The 18,027-nt window shown below is 65.8% G+C and carries 21 protein-coding genes; 20 read left to right on the forward strand and 1 reads right to left on the reverse strand.

Translation table 11 applies throughout. The annotated features are described in order from the left end of the window. Window positions 1-133: 133 nt before the first annotated feature. Window positions 134-409, reverse strand: a complete 276-nt coding sequence (gene rpsT / locus ACK28C_RS08685; RefSeq protein ID WP_015556214.1) for a 30S ribosomal protein S20 — start codon at window positions 407-409, stop codon at window positions 134-136. A 161-nt stretch (window positions 410-570) separates the two neighbouring features. On the opposite strand from rpsT, the gene ACK28C_RS08690 reads away from it, so the two are divergent. The 20 genes from ACK28C_RS08690 (at window position 571) to ACK28C_RS08785 (ending at window position 18,003) form a co-directional block, all read left to right on the forward strand. Further along, window positions 571-2,571, forward strand: coding sequence for an ATP-dependent DNA helicase (locus ACK28C_RS08690; RefSeq protein WP_409152063.1), 2,001 nt, complete (start codon window positions 571-573; stop codon window positions 2,569-2,571). Between the two features lie 2 nt (window positions 2,572-2,573). Then, window positions 2,574-2,966: a type II secretion system protein J gene (locus ACK28C_RS08695; RefSeq protein WP_409152065.1), complete on the forward strand. Its 393-nt coding sequence runs from the start codon at window positions 2,574-2,576 to the stop codon at window positions 2,964-2,966. Next, window positions 2,967-3,938 carry a prepilin-type N-terminal cleavage/methylation domain-containing protein gene (locus ACK28C_RS08700; protein WP_409152066.1) on the forward strand — a complete coding sequence of 324 codons (972 nt, stop codon included), beginning with the start codon at window positions 2,967-2,969 and terminating at the stop codon, window positions 3,936-3,938. Beyond that, on the forward strand, window positions 3,935-4,474 hold the full coding sequence (locus ACK28C_RS08705; RefSeq protein WP_243440570.1) for a hypothetical protein: 540 nt from the start codon (window positions 3,935-3,937) through the stop codon (window positions 4,472-4,474). Before ACK28C_RS08700 ends, ACK28C_RS08705 begins: the two co-directional genes overlap by 4 nt. Window positions 4,475-4,709: 235 nt before the next feature. Continuing rightward, a complete protein-coding gene (pilM, locus tag ACK28C_RS08710; protein WP_208872715.1) occupies window positions 4,710-5,645 on the forward strand; it encodes a type IV pilus biogenesis protein PilM in 936 nt (311 codons plus the stop codon). Beyond that, on the forward strand, window positions 5,642-6,274 hold the full coding sequence (locus tag ACK28C_RS08715; RefSeq protein WP_015556212.1) for a hypothetical protein: 633 nt from the start codon (window positions 5,642-5,644) through the stop codon (window positions 6,272-6,274). Before pilM ends, ACK28C_RS08715 begins: the two co-directional genes overlap by 4 nt. Continuing rightward, on the forward strand, window positions 6,274-6,825 hold the full coding sequence (locus ACK28C_RS08720; RefSeq protein WP_015556211.1) for a hypothetical protein: 552 nt from the start codon (window positions 6,274-6,276) through the stop codon (window positions 6,823-6,825). The genes ACK28C_RS08715 and ACK28C_RS08720 overlap by 1 nt, the downstream gene beginning before the upstream one ends. A 4-nt stretch (window positions 6,826-6,829) precedes the next feature. Further along, window positions 6,830-7,450 carry a hypothetical protein gene (locus tag ACK28C_RS08725; protein ID WP_015556210.1) on the forward strand — a complete coding sequence of 207 codons (621 nt, stop codon included), beginning with the start codon at window positions 6,830-6,832 and terminating at the stop codon, window positions 7,448-7,450. Between the two features lie 47 nt (window positions 7,451-7,497). Continuing rightward, window positions 7,498-9,291: a type II secretion system protein GspD gene (locus ACK28C_RS08730; RefSeq protein WP_409152067.1), complete on the forward strand. Its 1,794-nt coding sequence runs from the start codon at window positions 7,498-7,500 to the stop codon at window positions 9,289-9,291. A 165-nt stretch (window positions 9,292-9,456) separates the two neighbouring features. Then, on the forward strand, window positions 9,457-10,029 hold the full coding sequence (efp, locus tag ACK28C_RS08735; protein WP_015556207.1) for an elongation factor P: 573 nt from the start codon (window positions 9,457-9,459) through the stop codon (window positions 10,027-10,029). A gap of 60 nt (window positions 10,030-10,089) precedes the next feature. Then, window positions 10,090-10,512: a hypothetical protein gene (locus tag ACK28C_RS08740; protein WP_208872708.1), complete on the forward strand. Its 423-nt coding sequence runs from the start codon at window positions 10,090-10,092 to the stop codon at window positions 10,510-10,512. 25 nt (window positions 10,513-10,537) lie between these two features. After that, window positions 10,538-11,059: an Asp23/Gls24 family envelope stress response protein gene (locus tag ACK28C_RS08745; protein ID WP_208872707.1), complete on the forward strand. Its 522-nt coding sequence runs from the start codon at window positions 10,538-10,540 to the stop codon at window positions 11,057-11,059. A 16-nt stretch (window positions 11,060-11,075) separates the two neighbouring features. Continuing rightward, a complete protein-coding gene (locus ACK28C_RS08750; RefSeq protein WP_409152068.1) occupies window positions 11,076-11,615 on the forward strand; it encodes a hypothetical protein in 540 nt (179 codons plus the stop codon). Further along, complete coding sequence (gene nusB, locus ACK28C_RS08755; protein ID WP_015556205.1) at window positions 11,596-12,138, forward strand: transcription antitermination factor NusB; 543 nt, start codon at window positions 11,596-11,598, stop codon at window positions 12,136-12,138. Before ACK28C_RS08750 ends, nusB begins: the two co-directional genes overlap by 20 nt. Then, window positions 12,110-13,357: an exodeoxyribonuclease VII large subunit gene (xseA, locus tag ACK28C_RS08760; RefSeq protein ID WP_015556204.1), complete on the forward strand. Its 1,248-nt coding sequence runs from the start codon at window positions 12,110-12,112 to the stop codon at window positions 13,355-13,357. The genes nusB and xseA overlap by 29 nt, the downstream gene beginning before the upstream one ends. After that, window positions 13,354-14,394, forward strand: coding sequence for an S-methyl-5-thioribose-1-phosphate isomerase (gene mtnA / locus ACK28C_RS08765; protein ID WP_409152069.1), 1,041 nt, complete (start codon window positions 13,354-13,356; stop codon window positions 14,392-14,394). Before xseA ends, mtnA begins: the two co-directional genes overlap by 4 nt. Window positions 14,395-14,456: 62 nt before the next feature. Next, window positions 14,457-14,645, forward strand: coding sequence for a hypothetical protein (locus ACK28C_RS08770; RefSeq protein ID WP_409152070.1), 189 nt, complete (start codon window positions 14,457-14,459; stop codon window positions 14,643-14,645). Further along, the gene (locus ACK28C_RS08775; protein WP_409152651.1) at window positions 14,615-15,703 is read left to right on the forward strand and encodes an adenosylhomocysteinase; all 1,089 of its coding nucleotides are present in this window, start codon (window positions 14,615-14,617) and stop codon (window positions 15,701-15,703) included. Before ACK28C_RS08770 ends, ACK28C_RS08775 begins: the two co-directional genes overlap by 31 nt. Before the next feature lie 18 nt (window positions 15,704-15,721). Further along, window positions 15,722-17,008, forward strand: a complete 1,287-nt coding sequence (locus tag ACK28C_RS08780) for an amidohydrolase (RefSeq protein WP_208872704.1) — start codon at window positions 15,722-15,724, stop codon at window positions 17,006-17,008. A 146-nt stretch (window positions 17,009-17,154) separates the two neighbouring features. Further along, window positions 17,155-18,003, forward strand: a complete 849-nt coding sequence (locus tag ACK28C_RS08785) for a 4-(cytidine 5'-diphospho)-2-C-methyl-D-erythritol kinase (RefSeq protein ID WP_409152071.1) — start codon at window positions 17,155-17,157, stop codon at window positions 18,001-18,003. The last annotated feature ends 24 nt before the right edge of the window (window positions 18,004-18,027 follow it).

An 18,027-nucleotide genomic window follows, 5' to 3' on the forward strand; every position in this document is an offset into this window, starting at 1 on the left:
GAAAGCACACTTTTCCATTATATTATTTTCGTTCCTGAAAGTAAAACAAAATGGAGCACGCGCGATACTATACAAAAAAAGGGTTGCCGCTGAGGGCCCCCCTCTTCTTGATTCGGACGAACGACCGACGGGCCTATGCCTCTGGCCTGCTCAGGCCTTTGACGGCACGAGCCATCAGTTTCTTGCGGCGGGACGCCGTGTTGCGGTGCATCACGCCCTTCACCACGGCCTTGTCGAGCACGCTCTGGGCCAGGTTGAAATTCCTGGCTGCGGCCTCGCCGTCCCCGGCCTCCACGGATTCCAGAAGCTTCTTGACGGCGGTCTTGCACCGCGTCGTCCAGTAGCGGTTGTAGAGACGATTGCGCTCCTCGATGCGGACGCGCCTCTTTGCCGACTGCTTGTTTGGCATGGACCTTCACCCCCCTCCGGTTCAGACGCCCGTTCGAGCTTGTGCCCGAAAGCCCTGCCCCTTAAAATACAACGCAATGCATTGTAACATTCTGTATAATAGGTGTGCAAGCCTTGACGGCGCTTTCACCAAAATAATCCGCCGTCGCCGGAGAGCGCGCTTTGAGCTTGCCCCTGAGCGGGGTTTTGTGCGTCCTCCAAAAAGTCGTCGGCATCGAGGTGAATTATACCACGGAACTTTCTCTGAAGGACTTTTATTCCCCGTCGGGAAAGATGTCGCGCCTTCCCAGCTACGAGTTTCGACCTCAACAGCTGGAGGCCGCCCTGGCCGTTCAGGGGTTCCTGAGGGACGCCGACGCCGCCGTCCTCGCTCTGGAGGCCCCCACGGGGGTGGGGAAGACCTTTGCCGTGTTGGTCCCCGCCCTCATGGAGGCCCGGCGTCGGGGAGCCGGAATCCTCTTCCTGACGGCCAGCATCGCGCTTCAGGAGCAGGTGATCGGGAAGGACCTGCCGCGCCTGGCGGAGCTCCTGAACTCCGACCTCCGCTTCGGGCTCCTAAAGGGGCGCTCCAACTACGCCTGTCTCCGCAGGGCCGGCAGCCTTTCGGGGCCCTCGCTCTTCGACGCGGGGCCTGATGAACTAAAGGAGATCAAGCGGTGGCTTCAGGAGACGGAGGCGGGGGACCTGGCGGAGCTGGGGCTCTCCCCCTCGAGCCCCCTGACGGCGGACCTGTCGGCGGGGGCGCGGCAGTGCGTGGGACCGGCCTGCCCCTATCGGGACCGCTGCTTCGTGGTGCGGGCCTACCGCAGGGCCCAGGACTGGGACGTCGCCGTCGCCAACTACAACCTGTTCTTCTCTCACATCCTTGAGGGAGGCGGAGCCTTTCCCCTGCGGTACGACTGGCTGCTCTGCGACGAGGCCCATCGCATCCCCGACGCCGTGAGGTCCTCGTCGGCCGTTCGCGTCGGGGCGGAGAGCGGTCCCGGCCTCTTCGGCCCGCGCGTCCTTCAGGGGTTTGCGCCCCTGCTCCGCGCTCAGTCCGTGCCGGTCGAGGAGCTGCAGGCCCACGCGTCCCGCGCCCGGGAGGAGCTGCGGACGCTCTTCACGGCCCTGCCCCTCCTCCTGCCGCGCGGGGGCGAGCTCTCGGCCCCGAACGAGGAGCTGCTCCATCGGGGTCAGGCGGCGGCGGAGGAGGCGGACCTCCTGCTGCGCCCCCTGCGGGCCTTCGAGGAACGCTTCATGGCCGGGAACTTTTCCGACAAGGGGGAGATGGCGCGCGGCGCGGAGCTGATGCGCTGGATCGACGACGTGCGGGAGTTCAAGCGCGACCTGATCTGGTGCCTGTCGGCGGCCCGTTTCCCCAGCTGGGCCTACTGGGCGGAGTCCGGCGCGTTGACCAGCAAGCCCGTGGCGGCCTCGGAGATCGTCCAGGAGGTCCTGCAGAAGGAGGAGCCGGAGAAGCTCGTCCTGACGTCGGCCACGCTGACTCAGGGGGGGAGCTTCGACTTCTGGAGCCGGGAGACGGGCATCGTTCCGGATCGCAGCCTCGTGGTGGACTCCCCCTTCGACTTCTCGCGTCAGATGGAGGTCCTCGTCCTGGACGTTGGACTGCACGTCGGGGAGCCGGGGTACGACGAGCGCATGTGCCGGATCATGGAGCGGCTGTGCGACAAAAACGGCGGGCGCACGCTGGTGCTGCTCTCGTCCCTTAGGCTGCTGAACGCCTTCGCGGATCGGATGAGGGCGGGGGACCGTGGCTACTCGGTGCTGGTTCAGGGGGATATGCCCCAGCGGCAGCTCCTCAAGAGGTTCACGGAGGACGAGACCTCCACCCTCATCGGGAGCATCTCCTTTCGCGAGGGAGTGGACGTTCCAGGGGAGGGGCTGACTCAGGTGATCATCGACCGCATCCCGTTTCCCCATCCCAACGACCCCATGGTCCGGGCGCGCAACGAGCTGGAGGGTGGCAAGGGGTTCGTCCGCGTTACGCTTCCCACGGCCCGAATCCTCCTTCGTCAGGCGGCGGGGAGGCTGATCCGCAGCTCATCGGACCACGGGCGAGTGGTCCTTCTGGACGTCCGGGCCGTGGAGCGGAAGGACTGGAGGATCCTCTCCGCCTTCCCACCCTGCCGCCTTAGAAAGCTTTCCGTGGAGGGGGTTTGACCTTGACGACGACGAACGCCTTTGAAAGTGAAAGGAAGCCTTCACGGGCCGTGGGGCGCGTGTGCCGAGGGGAGACCCTGGTGGAGGTTTTGATGGCCTCCTTCATCCTGGCCCTGATCCTGCCCGCCGTCTTCGGAACGCTGGCCAGCAGCCTTCGCGCCCAGGCGGAGCTGCAGCGCCTGGACGCCTGCCGGTACGGCGCGCAGTGGTGGTTCAGCCGCGTGGACCGCCCCGCGTCGAAGGGGATTCTGGAGGCCATGCCCCGAACGACGCCCGACGGCGCGCTCTCCTTCAGCTGGGAGTGCAGCCCCGGCAGCTGCGGCGCCCTCCGCGTCACCCTGACGGTCCGGGCGCGGGGAGCGAGTGTGCCCCTCGTCCAGGCGAGGACGTTCTAAATGGACGTCCGACGTCGCTGCCGTCCGACCTCGCGTGCCTTCACCCTGGTGGAACTCCTGGTGGGGCTCATGATCGCGGCGTGCCTGGGGGCGATCCTGACGGCGGGATACCGCTGGGTCGTCCTGTCCTCCAGCCGGACTTTGCGACAGCTCCTGGCCCGTGACCGCGCCCTGAGGGCCGTCGCCTTCATCGAGCCGAGGGCCCTGCACGTTGGCCTGGGGCTCTCGGCGTGCTGCGGCAGCGGGGCGCTTCAGAGGGCCCTGGGGCGGGGCGTTTCGGACGCTCCGCAGATGGCGGGCTGGTCCGACTCCTTCCGGGGGGTCCGCGTCTACCGGGAGGGGCCGATTGGCCTCGTCCCGGCGGCGGAGAAGGACGGCGTCTTCGCTGGAACGGCGCTCTGCCTCCTCTACGCCATGCCCTCCGGGATGATCCTGAGGGCGGAAGCGGGGAGCGCGGACCTCAAGCCGGGGCAGAGGGCGCGCTTCACCGTCCTCTCGGCCGCTCCCGGAACGTCCTTCCGCAGCGGGCGCTTTGAGGACCTGCGGAGTTGGGGGGTGCTCCCCCTGGCGGGGCTTCCCCTCCACGTGACCTCCCTGTCCGGGCGACAGGCTACACTCCGGCTTGCCCCCTCCTCCCCCCTGCCCCTCGACGCGCCCTCCGTGGCCGAGCTCTACCTCCTGCGGTGCGAGCGCTTTTGCGTGCAGAACGAGACGCTTTGCTTTCAGGGGATGGAGACGGACTGGTATCCGCCGAACTTCTATCCGCGGGAGGAGGGGGTCCTTGCCCTCTGGGCGGAGTGGCGGCCGGGGCTTAAGTGTCTGGACCTCTGGGTGCTGGCGTCGGGTGGTTCCGCGACTTTTGGCGGAGGAGGGCGTCCCGCGGCGTGGCCGGATGCAGCGCCCTGGAGCGCGGAGTTCGGACGCCGCGAGCTCTACGTGGCCCGCGCGTCCTGGAGGATTGAGAACCTATGAGAAGAAGGCCGGGTGTGGCGCTTCTGGCCGTGATGCTGTTCTGTTTCGCAGCCGCGTTGGTGGGAACGGAAACCTTCCTGCTCCTCGAGTGGGCCCACACCTCCGCCGCGTCGAGCCGATGGCGCTTTGCGGGCAGGGTTCAGCTTGCCTCGATGGTGGAGGTGGGGCGTCGTTGGCTGAGGGAGGAGTTGAAGACGGGCAGGCTGCCCCATCCGGGAGGAGCGCTCCCGCACGACTTCTCGGAGTGCCGGCTGTTTCAGGAGGTGGGGGAGGGCGGTGCCGTGGTGAACGTCTACGACCTGGACTACAGCGTTGAAGGCGTCCCCGTGGCGCGGTGGCAGGAGGAGCGCAGCGCGGAGAGCTTCTTTCCGCCGTGCCGGGGCGCCTTCCTCATCCGGGCCGTCAAACCGGTGGAGTCGGGGCCGGTCATGATGCTGGAGGTCGCGGTGGCCGTCCGGGAGGTAACGCTCCCGGACGGGGGGCGGACTTTCGTGCTGGAACCCGCCCCGCTGCTGTGGCAGGAGGTGTGGCTTTGAGTCGCTTTATCACTTTTTATCATTTTCTTTGATATTCTGTGATAAATTTTGTTCCATATAGGGCTATTTTTAATGTAAAATACTGAGGACTAAGTATAAGTCGGCAGACACTCTGTCGACCGGAGGTGAAGGAGACAGGACGCTTTTCCCTTGGAAAACACGGTAGGTAAAGTGGTTTTGTGCTGCCTCGTACGGGGTGGAATCTTTGCGAACTTGATCGGAAGGAGGCAGGAGGTTGCTTTCTCGAAAAAAGAAAGGCGTGTGTGCGGGCCTGGCCCTTCACGAGGACTCCCTTCGCTACATTGAGCTGGATCTTGACGGGCAGGGCTTCAAAGTCCGTCGGCAGGAGGTCTTTCCTCTGCCTGCGGGATGCATCTCGCGGGAGTCGATACAGCAGTTCAACCTGCTGGAGAAGGCGTTTGATGACTTCAAGGGACAGGTGGGGAAGTTTCCCTGTCCTGTGGCGCTGGGGATTCCGGAACGGGATGTGATCCTGAGGCTGATCGACTATCCCAAGATGCCGGTGGCGGACATTCGGGACGCCCTGTCCCTTGAGTTCGAGGGCTACTTCCCCTATGCCTGGAACGAGGCCGCGGCGGACATCGTGGAGGTCGATGTTCCCGCGGGCGTGGAGCAGAAGACGACGGTCCTGGCGGCCACGGCCCGCCTGGTCTACGTGAACGACCTCCTGAGGCTGATGGAGCGCGCGGACATTCCCGTAGGGGCGGTGGAGCCGATGAACGTGGCCTTCTTCAGGGCCTCGGTGGGACGGACCGCCCGAAACGGCGCCTACTTCGTCCTGGGCGTCGAGCCCGAGGTGACCAACATCATCTTGGGCTATCGGGATAACGGCATCCTGTACCGGTCCACCCTGGCGGACCTCCGCAACCCCATGAGCCGCAGCGCGGACGAGGCGCTGATGCCCATCGCGCAGGACGTTCAGAACACGATCCTCTTCGCCCGCAACCAGTATCGGGACCTCGCGATCCGCCACCTGATCCTGGGGGGCAGCCTGGGAGAAAACCCGAGGCTCAAAGCGCTTTTGGAGAGCGGAGCGTCGCTGAACGTCGTCGTCTCCAACGTTTGGTCTACCTGGCAGATTCGTTCAGACCTTGGCGGCGTCCCCGGTTTTGACGCAGCTGTCGGCCTGGCTTTGAGGGATGCGATATGAGAGTACAATTCGACCTCTGTCCTGCGGAATACCTGGCGAGGAGGAAAAAGCGCCATTCGTTCAACGCCACGCGCATCCTGGCCGTCCTGTTGCTCCTGTTCTTCCTGGTGGCGGGCATCGGCTACATCGTGATGGCCTTCATGGAAACTCGTGCTCTGGCCTCCGACATCGAGATGGTCGAGGACGCGGTAGCCAAGCTCGAAGCCGACCAGAGCGAGTTGACGGCGGAGATCGTCCGTCTGAAGAACAAGGAGCAGCAGTACGCCAAGACCTTGCAGATCATGCGGAACGAGCCCCCCACGATCGAGGCGCTGAGCGCTCTCGAAACCAACATGGACCAGGGGATGGGGATAACTTCCATCCGTTTTGCCCCGGGAGGGACAAATGAGGGAGGGCTTGTCGTCTACACGGCGGACGTGGACGCTACGGCTCTCGTGGAGGACCAGATCACTGCCCTGACGACCGGCCTCAGCGGGAGTGGGGTCTTCAGCGGCGTGACGATGCCGAGCTCCCAGAAGGACGAGAAGACGGGGCGGGTGGACTTCAAGCTGCATCTGGAACTTCGGCCCTTCGGCCAGATCGACATGACGGGCGCCGCCGACTCCACAGGAAAGGAGCCCAACCCATAATGAAGGACAACAAGGTTACAGTACTTACGCTCCTCTTCTTCCTGCTGTGTGCCTCTCTGATCGGTGGCGTCTGGTTCCTGGACAAGCGCGTGCGGGACCTCCAGGAGCAGTACGACGAGGTGGAGCAGCGCCGCGTGGACCTGAACGGTGCGACGGGGGCCCTCATGGAGCAGAAGAAGGTCTTCACGGAGGCCTTCAATGAGCTTGACAACTACCACGTCAACGTGGCCTCGGACGACATGAACTTCTATGCCAACGTCCAGCAGGCGGTTCAGGACAAGGGCGTGGAGATTCTGTCCACGCGCCAGCAGGGCGTCAACGCGGAGGGTGTAGGGGCCATCTCGATGACGCTGCGCGGAGACTACTACGACATGGTGCAGGTTCTGGCCGCGTGGCGCAGCCTCCCCATGACGGTGCGCGTGGTCAACTTGACCGTGCGGCAGAACGAACCCTCCAGGGACAGCGGCAACGGGAAGAATGCGCCGCTGGGGCGCGTCGAGGCCGACGTAACCGTGGAGGCCATCGTCGCCGCCAACAACAGCAGGAGGTAGGGCCATGCAGTCAACTTGGCGCGAGGCGATAGCTTATGCCTGGGGGAACTTCACCGGAGTGATGAGCGAGGGTTCCGCCCGTGCGCTGCGGCTCCTGCTCTTTCTCATCTTCATCGGAGGAACTGCCTGGGCGGTGTACAGCTATCTTGAGCTGCAGCAGCTGCGGGAGGAGAAGACGTTTACGGCATCGAGCACCACCACCAGCGTGAATGAGGACAGAATACGACTGGAGGCCATGGTCACCGAGGTGCGCGACGCTTCGGCCCGCCGTTCGGGCAGTGCGATGACGGCGCAGACCATGAAGGACATGGGGAAGTACCTCTTTGACGACCCATCGCGGCGGATGGCTGCGGTGGTGCCTGAAATACCCCTTCCTGGCGGCGGTGTCGTGGCTCCTCAGGTGGAGGAGGTCGTCGAGCCACCGCCCGAGATCACCCTGCGGGCCATCATGGTCATAGACAAGACGAAGACGGCGCTCATCGACATCGCGGGCGTGGGGACGGGGCTTCTCGTGAAGCAGGGCGACACCTTCCTGAACCGGGAGGGGCGCATCGTTCGCATCACGAACGATAAGGTCGTCGTCCGTTGGAAGAAGAAAACCTGGAACGTCACCCCAGGATTTTGATCAGGAGATGGGAGATACAGATGAGACGACTTACTTTTAAGGCGGCTGTGTGGGCACTGGTTCTTTCGCTGACCCTTGGGTCTCCATCCCTGGTTTGGGGGGCAGGCTACGATAGGGAGACGCGCGAGGCCCTTCGCGGCGCGGACTCGGAGAGGGAGTCCGCGCGGACCTCCTCCGAGAACGGGGACAAAGAATGGAATGGACCGATGCTCCTGAACTACGAGCTCTACCAGCTGGGGGCGTCGGAGGTGGTTTTCGGCCTGTCGGGCAAGGCCCTTCCCGACCCCGAGGTGAGCTGCGAGAGCACCCGAGTGCGCTTCCTCATCCGAAACACCCACGTGGACAGGGCGGAGATGAGCAACCACGCGCTCGTCACCCCGATGATCTCGGACATGCAGATCAACCAGGTTCTGGACGACGTCGAGATCGTCATGCAGACGAAGGCGCCGCTCTCCGTCCGCTCCAAGCGGGGTTCTGCGCCGTCGAACGAGTTCTCCTACCGCATGATCGCCGGCGTGGAGGAGGAGCGCATCCGCCGCGAGCCCCTAGAGACGCGCCCGAAGCTGGAGGCGCCGAAGCCCGCCGGCCCCTTCGCCAATAAGACGAAGATCACCCTGGACCTCAGGGATGCGGAGCTGCGCGACGTGTTTCGTATGTTGGGAACGCACCTGAAGAAGAACGTCATCATCGACCCGTCGCTTCCCCCCGCCCTCGTGACGATGACCCTGAAGAACGTCCCCCTCAGCGAGGCGTTCGACTACCTGATGAGGACCTACGACATCGCCTACCACATGGTGGGGAAGGACACGATCGTCGTGGGGACCCAGGACGGGCTGTCCAGGCTCTCCGGCAACGAGGAGACCCGCACCTTCAACATCGCCTACGGGGACCCGTCGGTGATCCAGGGGCTCCTGGTGAACCTGACGAAGCTGCCGGCGGACCGCGTCCTCGTCGACCCCCGCCTGAGGGCGTTATACGTCACCTCGACCCCGCAGAAGTTGATGGAGGTGAACAACATCCTCCAGAAGATGGATAGGCCGGGGAAGCAGGTCATGATCTACGCCAAGATCTTCGAGTTCAGCGACAACGCGACGGACGAGGTGGAGACGGCGTTGAACGCGGTGTACAACCACTGGTGGCTCAGCTATTCGGGAGGGGGCGGAATGCGCGGCGGCTACGCGGACGACAATCGCCTGGGGCGCAATCTTAAGACCGATAATCACACGATCCTCCCCCTTCAGACGGACCTGAGGACGCCGATGCACGGTATCTGGCGCGAGTTCGACGGAGCCTTCCGTGCCCTGGAGGAAAGGGGCAAGGGCAAGGCGCTGGCCAGTCCTTCCGTCATCACCATCGACGGCATGGAGGCGAGGGTCGAGTTGACGCAGGACTACCCCTATATCTCCGAGCGTGACGACGCGGGCAACCCGACGTGGTCCACACAGACGGTGGGCCCGCAGATGACGATGACGCCCAGGGTGGGGCGCGACGGGGTGATCAACCTCGCGTTGGACCTTGAGACGGGGGAAGTCATACAGATGATCACGGGCAGCACGGGCGAGCAGATGCCCAGGACCTCCAAGCGCCACGTGACGACCAACGTCCGCGTGCGCGACGGCGAGCCCTTCGTCATCGGCGGCCTCTTCAGCGACAACAAGAGCAGAACGCGCAACAGAATTCCCATCCTGGGGCAGCTGCCGCTCCTGGGCGAGCTCTTTACCTACCGCCAAGACGAGCACCGCAAGACCCAGGTGGTCATGCTGGTGGTGCCCTACGTCCTGGACACGCCGGACGCGGCCATCGAGCAGGAGCCCCTGTTTCCGCGCACGGCGGCACGGTGAGCGTACCACTAAGAGAATCCAATCCGACGCTGTGTTTTTTCGGAAGGGGCGGCCCCACGTCGCCCCTTCCTGTTTTTTTGACGGCCGATACGCTATAATTAAGGCTGGACTTTCGTTTTCACCGTGTTTATGCGGATAAAACGAGTAAAAACTGGAGGAATCGGTATGGCTCAGGTAGTGGACACCACGGATTTTTACGTAGGCCTGAAGTTCAGATGGCAGGACGGCATCTGGGAGATCGTGGACTACGATCATCACAAGATGGGGCGCGGCGGCGCCGTGGTGCGGACCAAGCTGCGCAACGTGGAGACGGGCTCCACCGTCGAGAACTCGTTCAAGCCCGGCGAGAAGTTCGAGCGCATCATCTACGAGGAGAAGCCGGCGCAGTACAGCTACCGCGATGGCGAGGACTACGTCTTCATGGACCTGGCGACCTACGACCAAATGACACTTTCCCCGAAAGTCCTGGGGGAAGCTGCGAAGTATCTGGTGGACGACCTTGAGATCCAACTCGAGTTCTTCGAGGGGAAGGTCATGGGCATCGAGCTTCCCAAGAGCGTGACCCTCAAGGTGACGGACACCCCGCCCAGCTTCAAGGGGGACACCGTCACCGGCGGCGGCAAGCCCGCAACGCTGGAGACGGGACTGGTGGTCACCGTCCCCGTCTTTATCGAGCCCGGCGAGGAGATCGTGGTGGACACGCGCACGGGGCTTTATCTGGAGCGCGCGAAGAAGTAACGAGCCTGCGAGGCCCCTCCCTTCGGTCGGGGGCCGCGAGAGCTTAAGGAGGCGGAAACTTTGAACGCGAGGGAACGGATCGCCTATCTGCGTGGTCTCCTGGATGGAATGCCCGCTGAGGACCCGCACCGCAGGACCTTTTTGGCCGTCGCGGACGCCCTCTCCTCGCTGGCCCTTGAGGTGGAGGCCGAGGGCAGGACGACTGCGCTGCCCCGCGAGGAAGGGGGGGCGTCAGAGCTTCGGGATTTGATCGCGAAACTGCACGGCGCCGTGCTTGAGCTGAAGGACGCGATCCTCTCCGGCGCGCTTGAGGACTGGGACGAGGACGACGGCGAGGACGAGGAGGACGACCGGACGACCCCGGACTTCGCCTCCATCACCTGCCCCTTCTGCAGCTGCTCCTTCTACCGCAGCGGCGGAGACGGCGCGGAGGATGAGGTCCTCTGCCCGGAGTGCGGCAGGGCGATCCCCGGGGCGTGCTGACCTTGACGCTTAGGAGGCTTTGATTTTGGACTCGACGCAGGAGAAGAAGGATGCCGGCCTCCCCTTTGGCGATGAAACGCACTACGACGGCATTATTCACATTTCTGAGGACGTCATCGTCGAGCTGACGAAAAAGACGATCCTGGGCATCCCCAACATTCAGGCGGCCAACACGCGACTCTCATCGAAGTTCGGCATCGGCCGAAAGGGCGGCGACGGCATTCGCGTCTCCGTCGAAGACGGGCCGTCGCCGATGATCACCGTCGACGCCTACGTCCTGATGAAGTATGGCCAGCGCATCCCGGACCTGGCCTGGGACGTCCAGGAAAAGGTCAAGGCCAACCTGGAGCGCTACACGGGCTACACGGTGAAGGCCGTGAACGTCAACGTTCAGGGGATATACCTCGAGAACCCTCCCCTGCTGGATGAGGCCGAAGGCTCAGCCGCTCCTTCGGAGGTGGATGCGGAGGCCGTCGAGGCCCCGTCCGGGGAGGGGGAGGCGCCGACGGCCGACGAGAGCGCCGGGCGAACGGAGGAGCAGGCTTGATCCAAGGCCTGCCCGCGTGGAAGCGCCGCTTCTGAGCGAGCCGTTTTGCGGAGGTGACGACGTGTACTTTTTGTGGAAACGAACGCCCCATGGAATGATCCGGGTGTCCTACGACGGGCTTTTCGACTTCGTCCAGGGCTTTTTGTCCGCACGGTTCAGGCTGTACGGCCTGGCCCTCGCGGCGGGAGACAACGCGCTGTTGACGCTCCTGATGTCCTCCGGCGACGTCTCTCGCGAGCCCGAACTTGCGCGGAGCCTTTCCGCCCTCATGGAGCCCCTGGGGATGCTCACCTCCGTGGTCTGGTTCAGTCGGGGCACCCCTGGATCCGACTGGATGGAGACGCGGTTTTCGCTCATAAGGAGCCCCTGGGCCTGGATGGCCCTTGCGTCCTCCGTCGCTCTGATCGTCATTGCCGGCTGGGTGGGCTTTTTCTGGACCGCCTTCTGGGGGACCGCCGCGTGGTTCGTCGTGAGAGGGCTCACCTTCCTCTTCTTTAGACGGAAGAACTTTCTCCTGCCTCAGGCGGGGATACGGAATGGAGACGGACGTGTCTGAGCCGGCTCGCAGGGCTCAAAGCCATCACCGCAGTCGCCAGGAGCGCGGCTACGCGGCCCGCCGGCGGGCCCGTGAGCTCGCGGTTCAATTCCTGTACTCCATGGAGTGCGGGCCGGGGCAGGACCTGGAGGAGGCCCTTGAGCTCTTCCTGGGAGCGGAAAGCTGCGCGGAGGCGGAACCCCCGGCGGTGAAGGAGTACTGCCGCGCCTTGGTGCGAGGGACCTGGAGCCGGCGCACGGAGGTGGACGAGGTCCTGTTGAGCGTCGTGACGAACTGGAGGCCGGAGCGCATGGTGGCCGTGGATCGCGCGGTGCTGCGCCTCGCGGTCTTTGAGGGCTTCCTGGACTGCGCGCTCCCCTTCAAGTCGGCGATCTCCGAGGCCGTGAACCTCGCCCGGTCCTTTGGGACGGAGGATTCCGCGCGGTTCGTCAACGGGGTCCTGGCCCGGGTGGTGCGGCGCCTGATCCCGGAGGAGCGAAAGGAGGGCGGAGCGGATGGTCAGGGAGAGGACCCGCAGGGCTGAGCTGACGGTAGACGAGTTGAACGCCTACATCCAGGGGCTTTTCAACTCGGACCTCCTGCTGAAGGCGCTCGTGATCTCGGGCGAGATCGCCGAGTTCAAGCGCCACACCAGCGGGCACTGTTACTTCACCCTGCTGGGGACGGATACGCGGATATCCTGCGCCATGTTCCGGCGGGACGCCGACCTGCTCCCGGAGTGGCCCCGCAACGGGGACCAGGTGTTGATCGAGGGCAGCGTGGGCGTCTACCCCCAGAGGGGCGTGTACCAGCTCTACGCCCGGCGCCTCATCCCGGTGGGAGCGGGCGCCATCGAACGGGCGCGGCAGGAGCTGAAGCGGCGCCTGGAGCTGGAGGGGCTGTTCCACCCGTCCCACAAGCGTCCCATTTCGCCCTATCCCTCCCGGGTCGCGGTGATCACCTCCGCCACGGGTGCCGCCCTGCGCGACGTCCTGCGCATCTCGGGACGTCGGTATCCCCTCTCCGACATCGTCGTCGTCCCCACCCTGGTCCAGGGGCCCGACGCGCCGGAGGACATCGTGAGGGCCTTTGCACGCGCCGGCGCGATGTCCGGCGTGGACTGCGTGCTCCTGGTGCGCGGCGGAGGCAGCCGGGAGGACCTCGTGCCCTTTGACGACGAGCGCGTCGTGCGCGCGGTGCGGAACTGCCCCTTCCCCGTGGTGAGCGGCATCGGCCATGAAGTGGATTCGACCCTGAGCGACCTGGCGGCGGACCTGACGGCCTCGACGCCCTCGGCGGCGGCGGAGGTGGTCTTTCCGGATCGGGCGGCGCTCCTTGCGTGGCTGGCTCAGGTTCGACAGCGCGTGGGCGGGAGCGCGAGGCGACGGATCGGAGTGGAGCGGGCCCGGTGCCGTTTGGCGCTGGAGGGGATGGAGCGGGCGTTGAAGCTGCGGACGGGAACGGAGCGATCGCGGCTTCATGAGGGGCTTCGTGCCCTGTCCCGGTCCATGACCCTCCGCCTGCGGGACGCCCGGAGCGAGTTGAGCACCCGTGCCGCCTCCCTGTCGGGCCTCTCCCCCCTCGCCGCTCTGGCGCGGGGGTACGTGATCGCCGAGCGGGAGGGTCGCCGGCTTTTCTCCGTCCGGGAGGCCCTCTCCGGCGCGGCGCTCTCCCTGTGCTTCCGGGACGGAAGGGCGGACTGCCTTGTGCGGGCGATCGCACCGTTCGACCCCCCGAACGAGGGGGCCCTGGAGGAGAGATGAGCGTGGAGCCGATCCAGGCCGTCCTGTGGGACGAGGCGGAGCGCGCGCTGCGGCTCCTGGACCAGCGGGCGCTCCCCGCGGAGGAGCGTTACGTCCTGTGCCGCAGCGTGGAGGAGGTCGCACGCGCCATCGAGGACATGACGGTCCGCGGGGCGCCGGCCATAGGGATCGCCGCCGCCTACGCCGTCTCCCTGGCGGCGCCGGAGGGTCGGGAAGCCGTGAGGGAGGCCCTCCGGCGCCTCGCGCGGACACGCCCCACGGCGGTGAACCTCTTTACGGCGCTGGACAGGGTGCGCCGCCGGCTTGAAGCGCATCCTGATCTGGAAGGGCCCCGCCTGGCGGAGGCCCTGCTGGCGGAGGCGCGGGCCATTCACGCTGAGGACGTGGCAGGCTGCCGCAGGATGGGGGCACTGGGGGCGGAGCTCCTGCCCCAGGACGTCCGGGTGCTGACCCACTGCAATGCCGGGGCCCTGGCTACGGGCGGGTACGGGACGGCGCTGGGGGTGATCCGATCCGCCCGCGAGGCGGGAAAGTCCGTCCGGGTCTACGCGGACGAGACGCGCCCCCTGCTTCAAGGCGCCCGCCTGACCGTGTGGGAGCTGGCGCGCGAGGGCTTCGACGTGACGCTCATCACGGACGGCATGGCGGGGGCGCTGATGCGGAGCGGCGCCGTCGATGCGGTGATCGTGGGGGCGGACCGCATCGCCGCCAACGGCGACACGGCGAACAAGATCGGCACCTACGGGCTCTCCGTGCTGGCGGCGGCGCACCAGATCCCCTTCTACGTCGCGGCGCCCTGGAGCACCTTCGACCTCTCGGCGGCGGACGGCACGGCCATCCCCATCGAGGAACGGGCGGAGGAGGAGGTGCGGGCCCTGCCGGGCGGCTCCCGCGTCCCGGAGAGCGTTCGGGTCTGGAACCCTGCCTTCGACGTGACGCCGGCGGCGAACGTCACGGCCATCGTCACGGAGCGGGGCGTCTTTCGGCCTCCCTACCGCTTCGGCGCGGGCGGGGAGCCGTCCCCTCCGGCGGCCTGAGGCCGTTCGGTCGCATCGAGCTCACATTGCAGGACAATCAAACTTTTTTTGGAGGTATCGTCTTGGAGAACTTTAAGGTCGCGGATCTCGGTCTGGCGGAGCACGGTTGGAAGAAGATCGTGTGGGCGTGGCAGTACATGCCCTCCCTTCAGTTTCTGTACAACAAGTATAAGGACGCGCGCAGCCCTTCAAGGGGGCGACGATCGCGGCGTGCCTTCACCTGGAGGCGAAGACCGCCAACCTGCTCCTGACGCTGGCGCACCTTGGGGCCACGGTGGCCGCGTGCGGCAGCAACCCGCTGTCCACGCAGGACGACATCTGCGCGGCCCTGGCGGAGAAGGGAGTGCACGTCTACAGCCATCGGGGGATGAGCACGAGGGAGTACTTCGACTACGTGCGTACGGTCCTGGGCTACAAGCCCAACGTCATCATCGACGACGGAGCCGACCTGGTGGCGACGATCCACAAGGAGCTTCCGAAGCTGATCCCAGGCATCCTGGGGGCCTCCGAGGAGACCACCTCCGGGGTGAAGCGCCTCCGCGCCATGCGGGATGAGGGCGTGCTGAAGTTCCCCGTCATCGCGGTGAACGACGCGCTGAGCAAGTACCTCTTCGACAACCGCTACGGCACGGGCCAGTCCGTGTGGGACGGCTTCATCCGCACCACGAACATGGTGGTGGCCGGCAAGACGGTGGTGGTGGCCGGCTATGGCTGGTGCGGACGCGGCTGCGCCATGCGGGCCGCAGGCCTGGGGGCCCGCGTCATCGTCACGGAGGTGGATCCCCACCGTGCCTGCGAGGCGCTGATGGACGGCTTCCAGGTGATGAGTATGGAGGAGGCCGCCCCGCTGGGAGATATTTTCATGACGCTCACCGGCAACATCCACGTCCTGCGCAAGGAGCACTTCATGAGGATGAAGAACGGCGTCGTGCTGGGCAACGCGGGGCACTTCGACGTGGAGATCAGCAAACCGGACCTCAGCGCCCTGGCGGACCACATGGAGCAGCTGCGCGACAACATCGACACCTACGTGATGAAGGATGGCCGCCGCATCAACCTGCTGGGCGAGGGCCGGTTGACGAACCTGGCCTGCGCGGACGGGCACCCCATCGAGATCATGGACCTCAGCTTCGCGCTCCAGCTGGAGGCGGCGCTGCACATCTACACACACAAGATGGAGCCGGGCCTGTACCCCGTGCCCATCGAGACGGACCGCGCCGTGATGGAGTCCAAGCTGGCCGCCATCGGCGTCACGATCGACCAGATGACGGAGGAACAGGTCGAGTACATGAAGAGCTGGCAGGAGTAGCCTGAGGAGGGACGGCTTATGGCGACATTGTTCAAGGACGTGCTGATGTTGGACGGCGGGCGAAAGCAGGCGGTGCGGGGACACCTCCTCGTCTCCAAGGGGCGGATCGTCTCCATCCTGGGGCTCGAGGAGAGGCTGCCCGGTGCCGACAAGATCGTCTCGGGGCACGGCCGCATGGCGGTGCTGCCAGGATTCGTCAACGCCCACACTCACGCCGCCATGGTCCTTCTGCGCGGCCTGGGCGAGGAGGCTCCCCTGATGGAGTGGCTGGAGAAGAATATCTGGCCCGTGGAGGCGAAGCTGACCTCGGACTTCATCTACTGGGGAACCGCCTCGGCCGTCCTGGAGATGCTGGCGGGTGGGACCACCTGTTTTGCCGATATGTACTTCGAGATGGACCGAGTGGCGGAGGTCGCCCTTCAGGCCCGGATGCGGGCGGCCCTGTGTCGGGGGATCGTGGCAGGAGAGGCGGGCAAACTCGACCGTTCCCTCCAGGAGGGCCTTGACCTGGCGGAGCACTGGCACGGGCGGGAGGGCCTGATCACCGTCCAACTGGGGCCCCACGCCCCATACACCGTTCCCCTGGACGACATGCGGAGGATCTTTCAGGCGGCTCGCGAGCACAACCTGGGAGTGCATCTGCACTTCCTGGAGACGGAGTGGGAGCTTAACTACCTGCGGCAGGAGCTCAAGAGGGAGCCTGCCGACTACCTGCGGGACGTGGGACTGCAGGACGCGCCTCAGACCGTCCTGGCCCACGCCGTGTGGCTGGATCCGGCGACGGAGGTGGACCTCTCCCGCGTGACGCTGGTCCATTGCCCCGGCAGTAACCTGAAGCTGGGCAGTGGGGTGATGCCCCTTGCCGCGTGGCTGGAGAAGGGAACGCCCGTGGCGCTGGGCACGGACGGAGCCTCCAGCAACAACCGCCTGGACATGTGGGAGGAGATGCGGACCGTCGCGTTGCTGCACAAGGGGGTGAACCACGACCCCATGTGCGTTCCTGCCCTTGACGCCCTGCGCATGGTGACTTATGAGGGGGCCAGGGCCTTCGGTTTTGCCCAGAAGGGCATGATCCGCGAGGGCTGGATGGCGGACCTGGTGCTGGTGGACCTGGACCGGCCCCACTACGTCGGAGCCAACGAGGAGAACCTGGCGGCGTACATCGTCTACGCGGGGAGCGCCGCCGACATCGTGGGCACGATGGTGAACGGAAAGTGGAGCTTCCGCAACGGGGAGTTCCCGACGCTGGACCGCGAGGAGATCGTGGAGAGGGCGCGGGAGGCGCGGGAGGCCATCACGAGATAGCCCCGCAGGGGCCGTGGGGGACCGCCGCATGGGACGTCTGCCCTGCGGCGGCCCTTGATTTTTTGGCCCTGGGATGCCCTCGCGCGATGGGTTGTCCCGCCCCATCGATCCCCCTCGTTATTACTGTAGTGAAAGGAAGTGAGCGAGTGCGCTTCGTGCTGCCCGCCTTTGCAAAGCTGAACCTCTCGCTGAGGGTGACGGGCCGCCGTTCCGACGGCTACCACGACCTGCTCTCGATCTTCCTCCGTATCCCGTCCGGAGAAGCGCTCCGGGTCGAGCTTTTGCCCGCGGGAGCGGAGGACCGCGTGGAGGTCCTGGGGATGGACCTTCGCCTGACGGGGGAGAACGTCGTGGCGCGGGCCCTGCGGCTGGCGCGGGAGGCCGGAGCGGAGGTCCCCCCCCTCAGGGTCGAGGTCCTGAAGAGCCTCTTTCCCGGAGCGGGCCTTGGAGGAGGGAGCGGCAACGCGGCCGCCCTGCTGCAGTGGCTGGCGTCCAAAGACGCTTCGGGCCCTTGGGGGGAGGTGGCGCGCCGCACGGGGGCGGACGTGCCCTTCCTCTTTTCCGGCGCGCCCATGGCCCTGGTCGGCGGGACGGGGGACCGCCTGGAGCCCCTCGATCCCCCACGCCTCAGCGGCCTGATCGCCTTCCCTGCCTGGGAGGTGGGGACGGAGAACGCCTACGCATCCCTGGACGCCGCCCTGCGCGGAGGCTACCCGAAGGACGAGGCCTCCGCGCGGAAGGAGGCGGAGGGCATCCTGAGCGCCTTGAGGGAAAACAGGCGCCTGGGGTTCCTGCCCAACGACTTCGCGCCCCCCCTCATGGAGGCCCACGGGCAGTATCGTGAGCTCTTCGCCCTCTTTGAGGGGGCGGGGGCCCTCGCCTGGGGCATCACCGGGAGCGGCGGTGCGGCCTTTGCCCTGACCCGCGGAGGAAAACTCGATCTGGAGTGGCCGGGCTGGGTCCGGCAGGTCCTGTACCTTCCGCCGCTCCCGTGACCAATGAATTAAAGGACGAAGAAC

The organism is Fretibacterium fastidiosum (assembly GCF_964642095.1).
GTDB lineage: Bacteria > Synergistota > Synergistia > Synergistales > Aminobacteriaceae > Fretibacterium > Fretibacterium fastidiosum.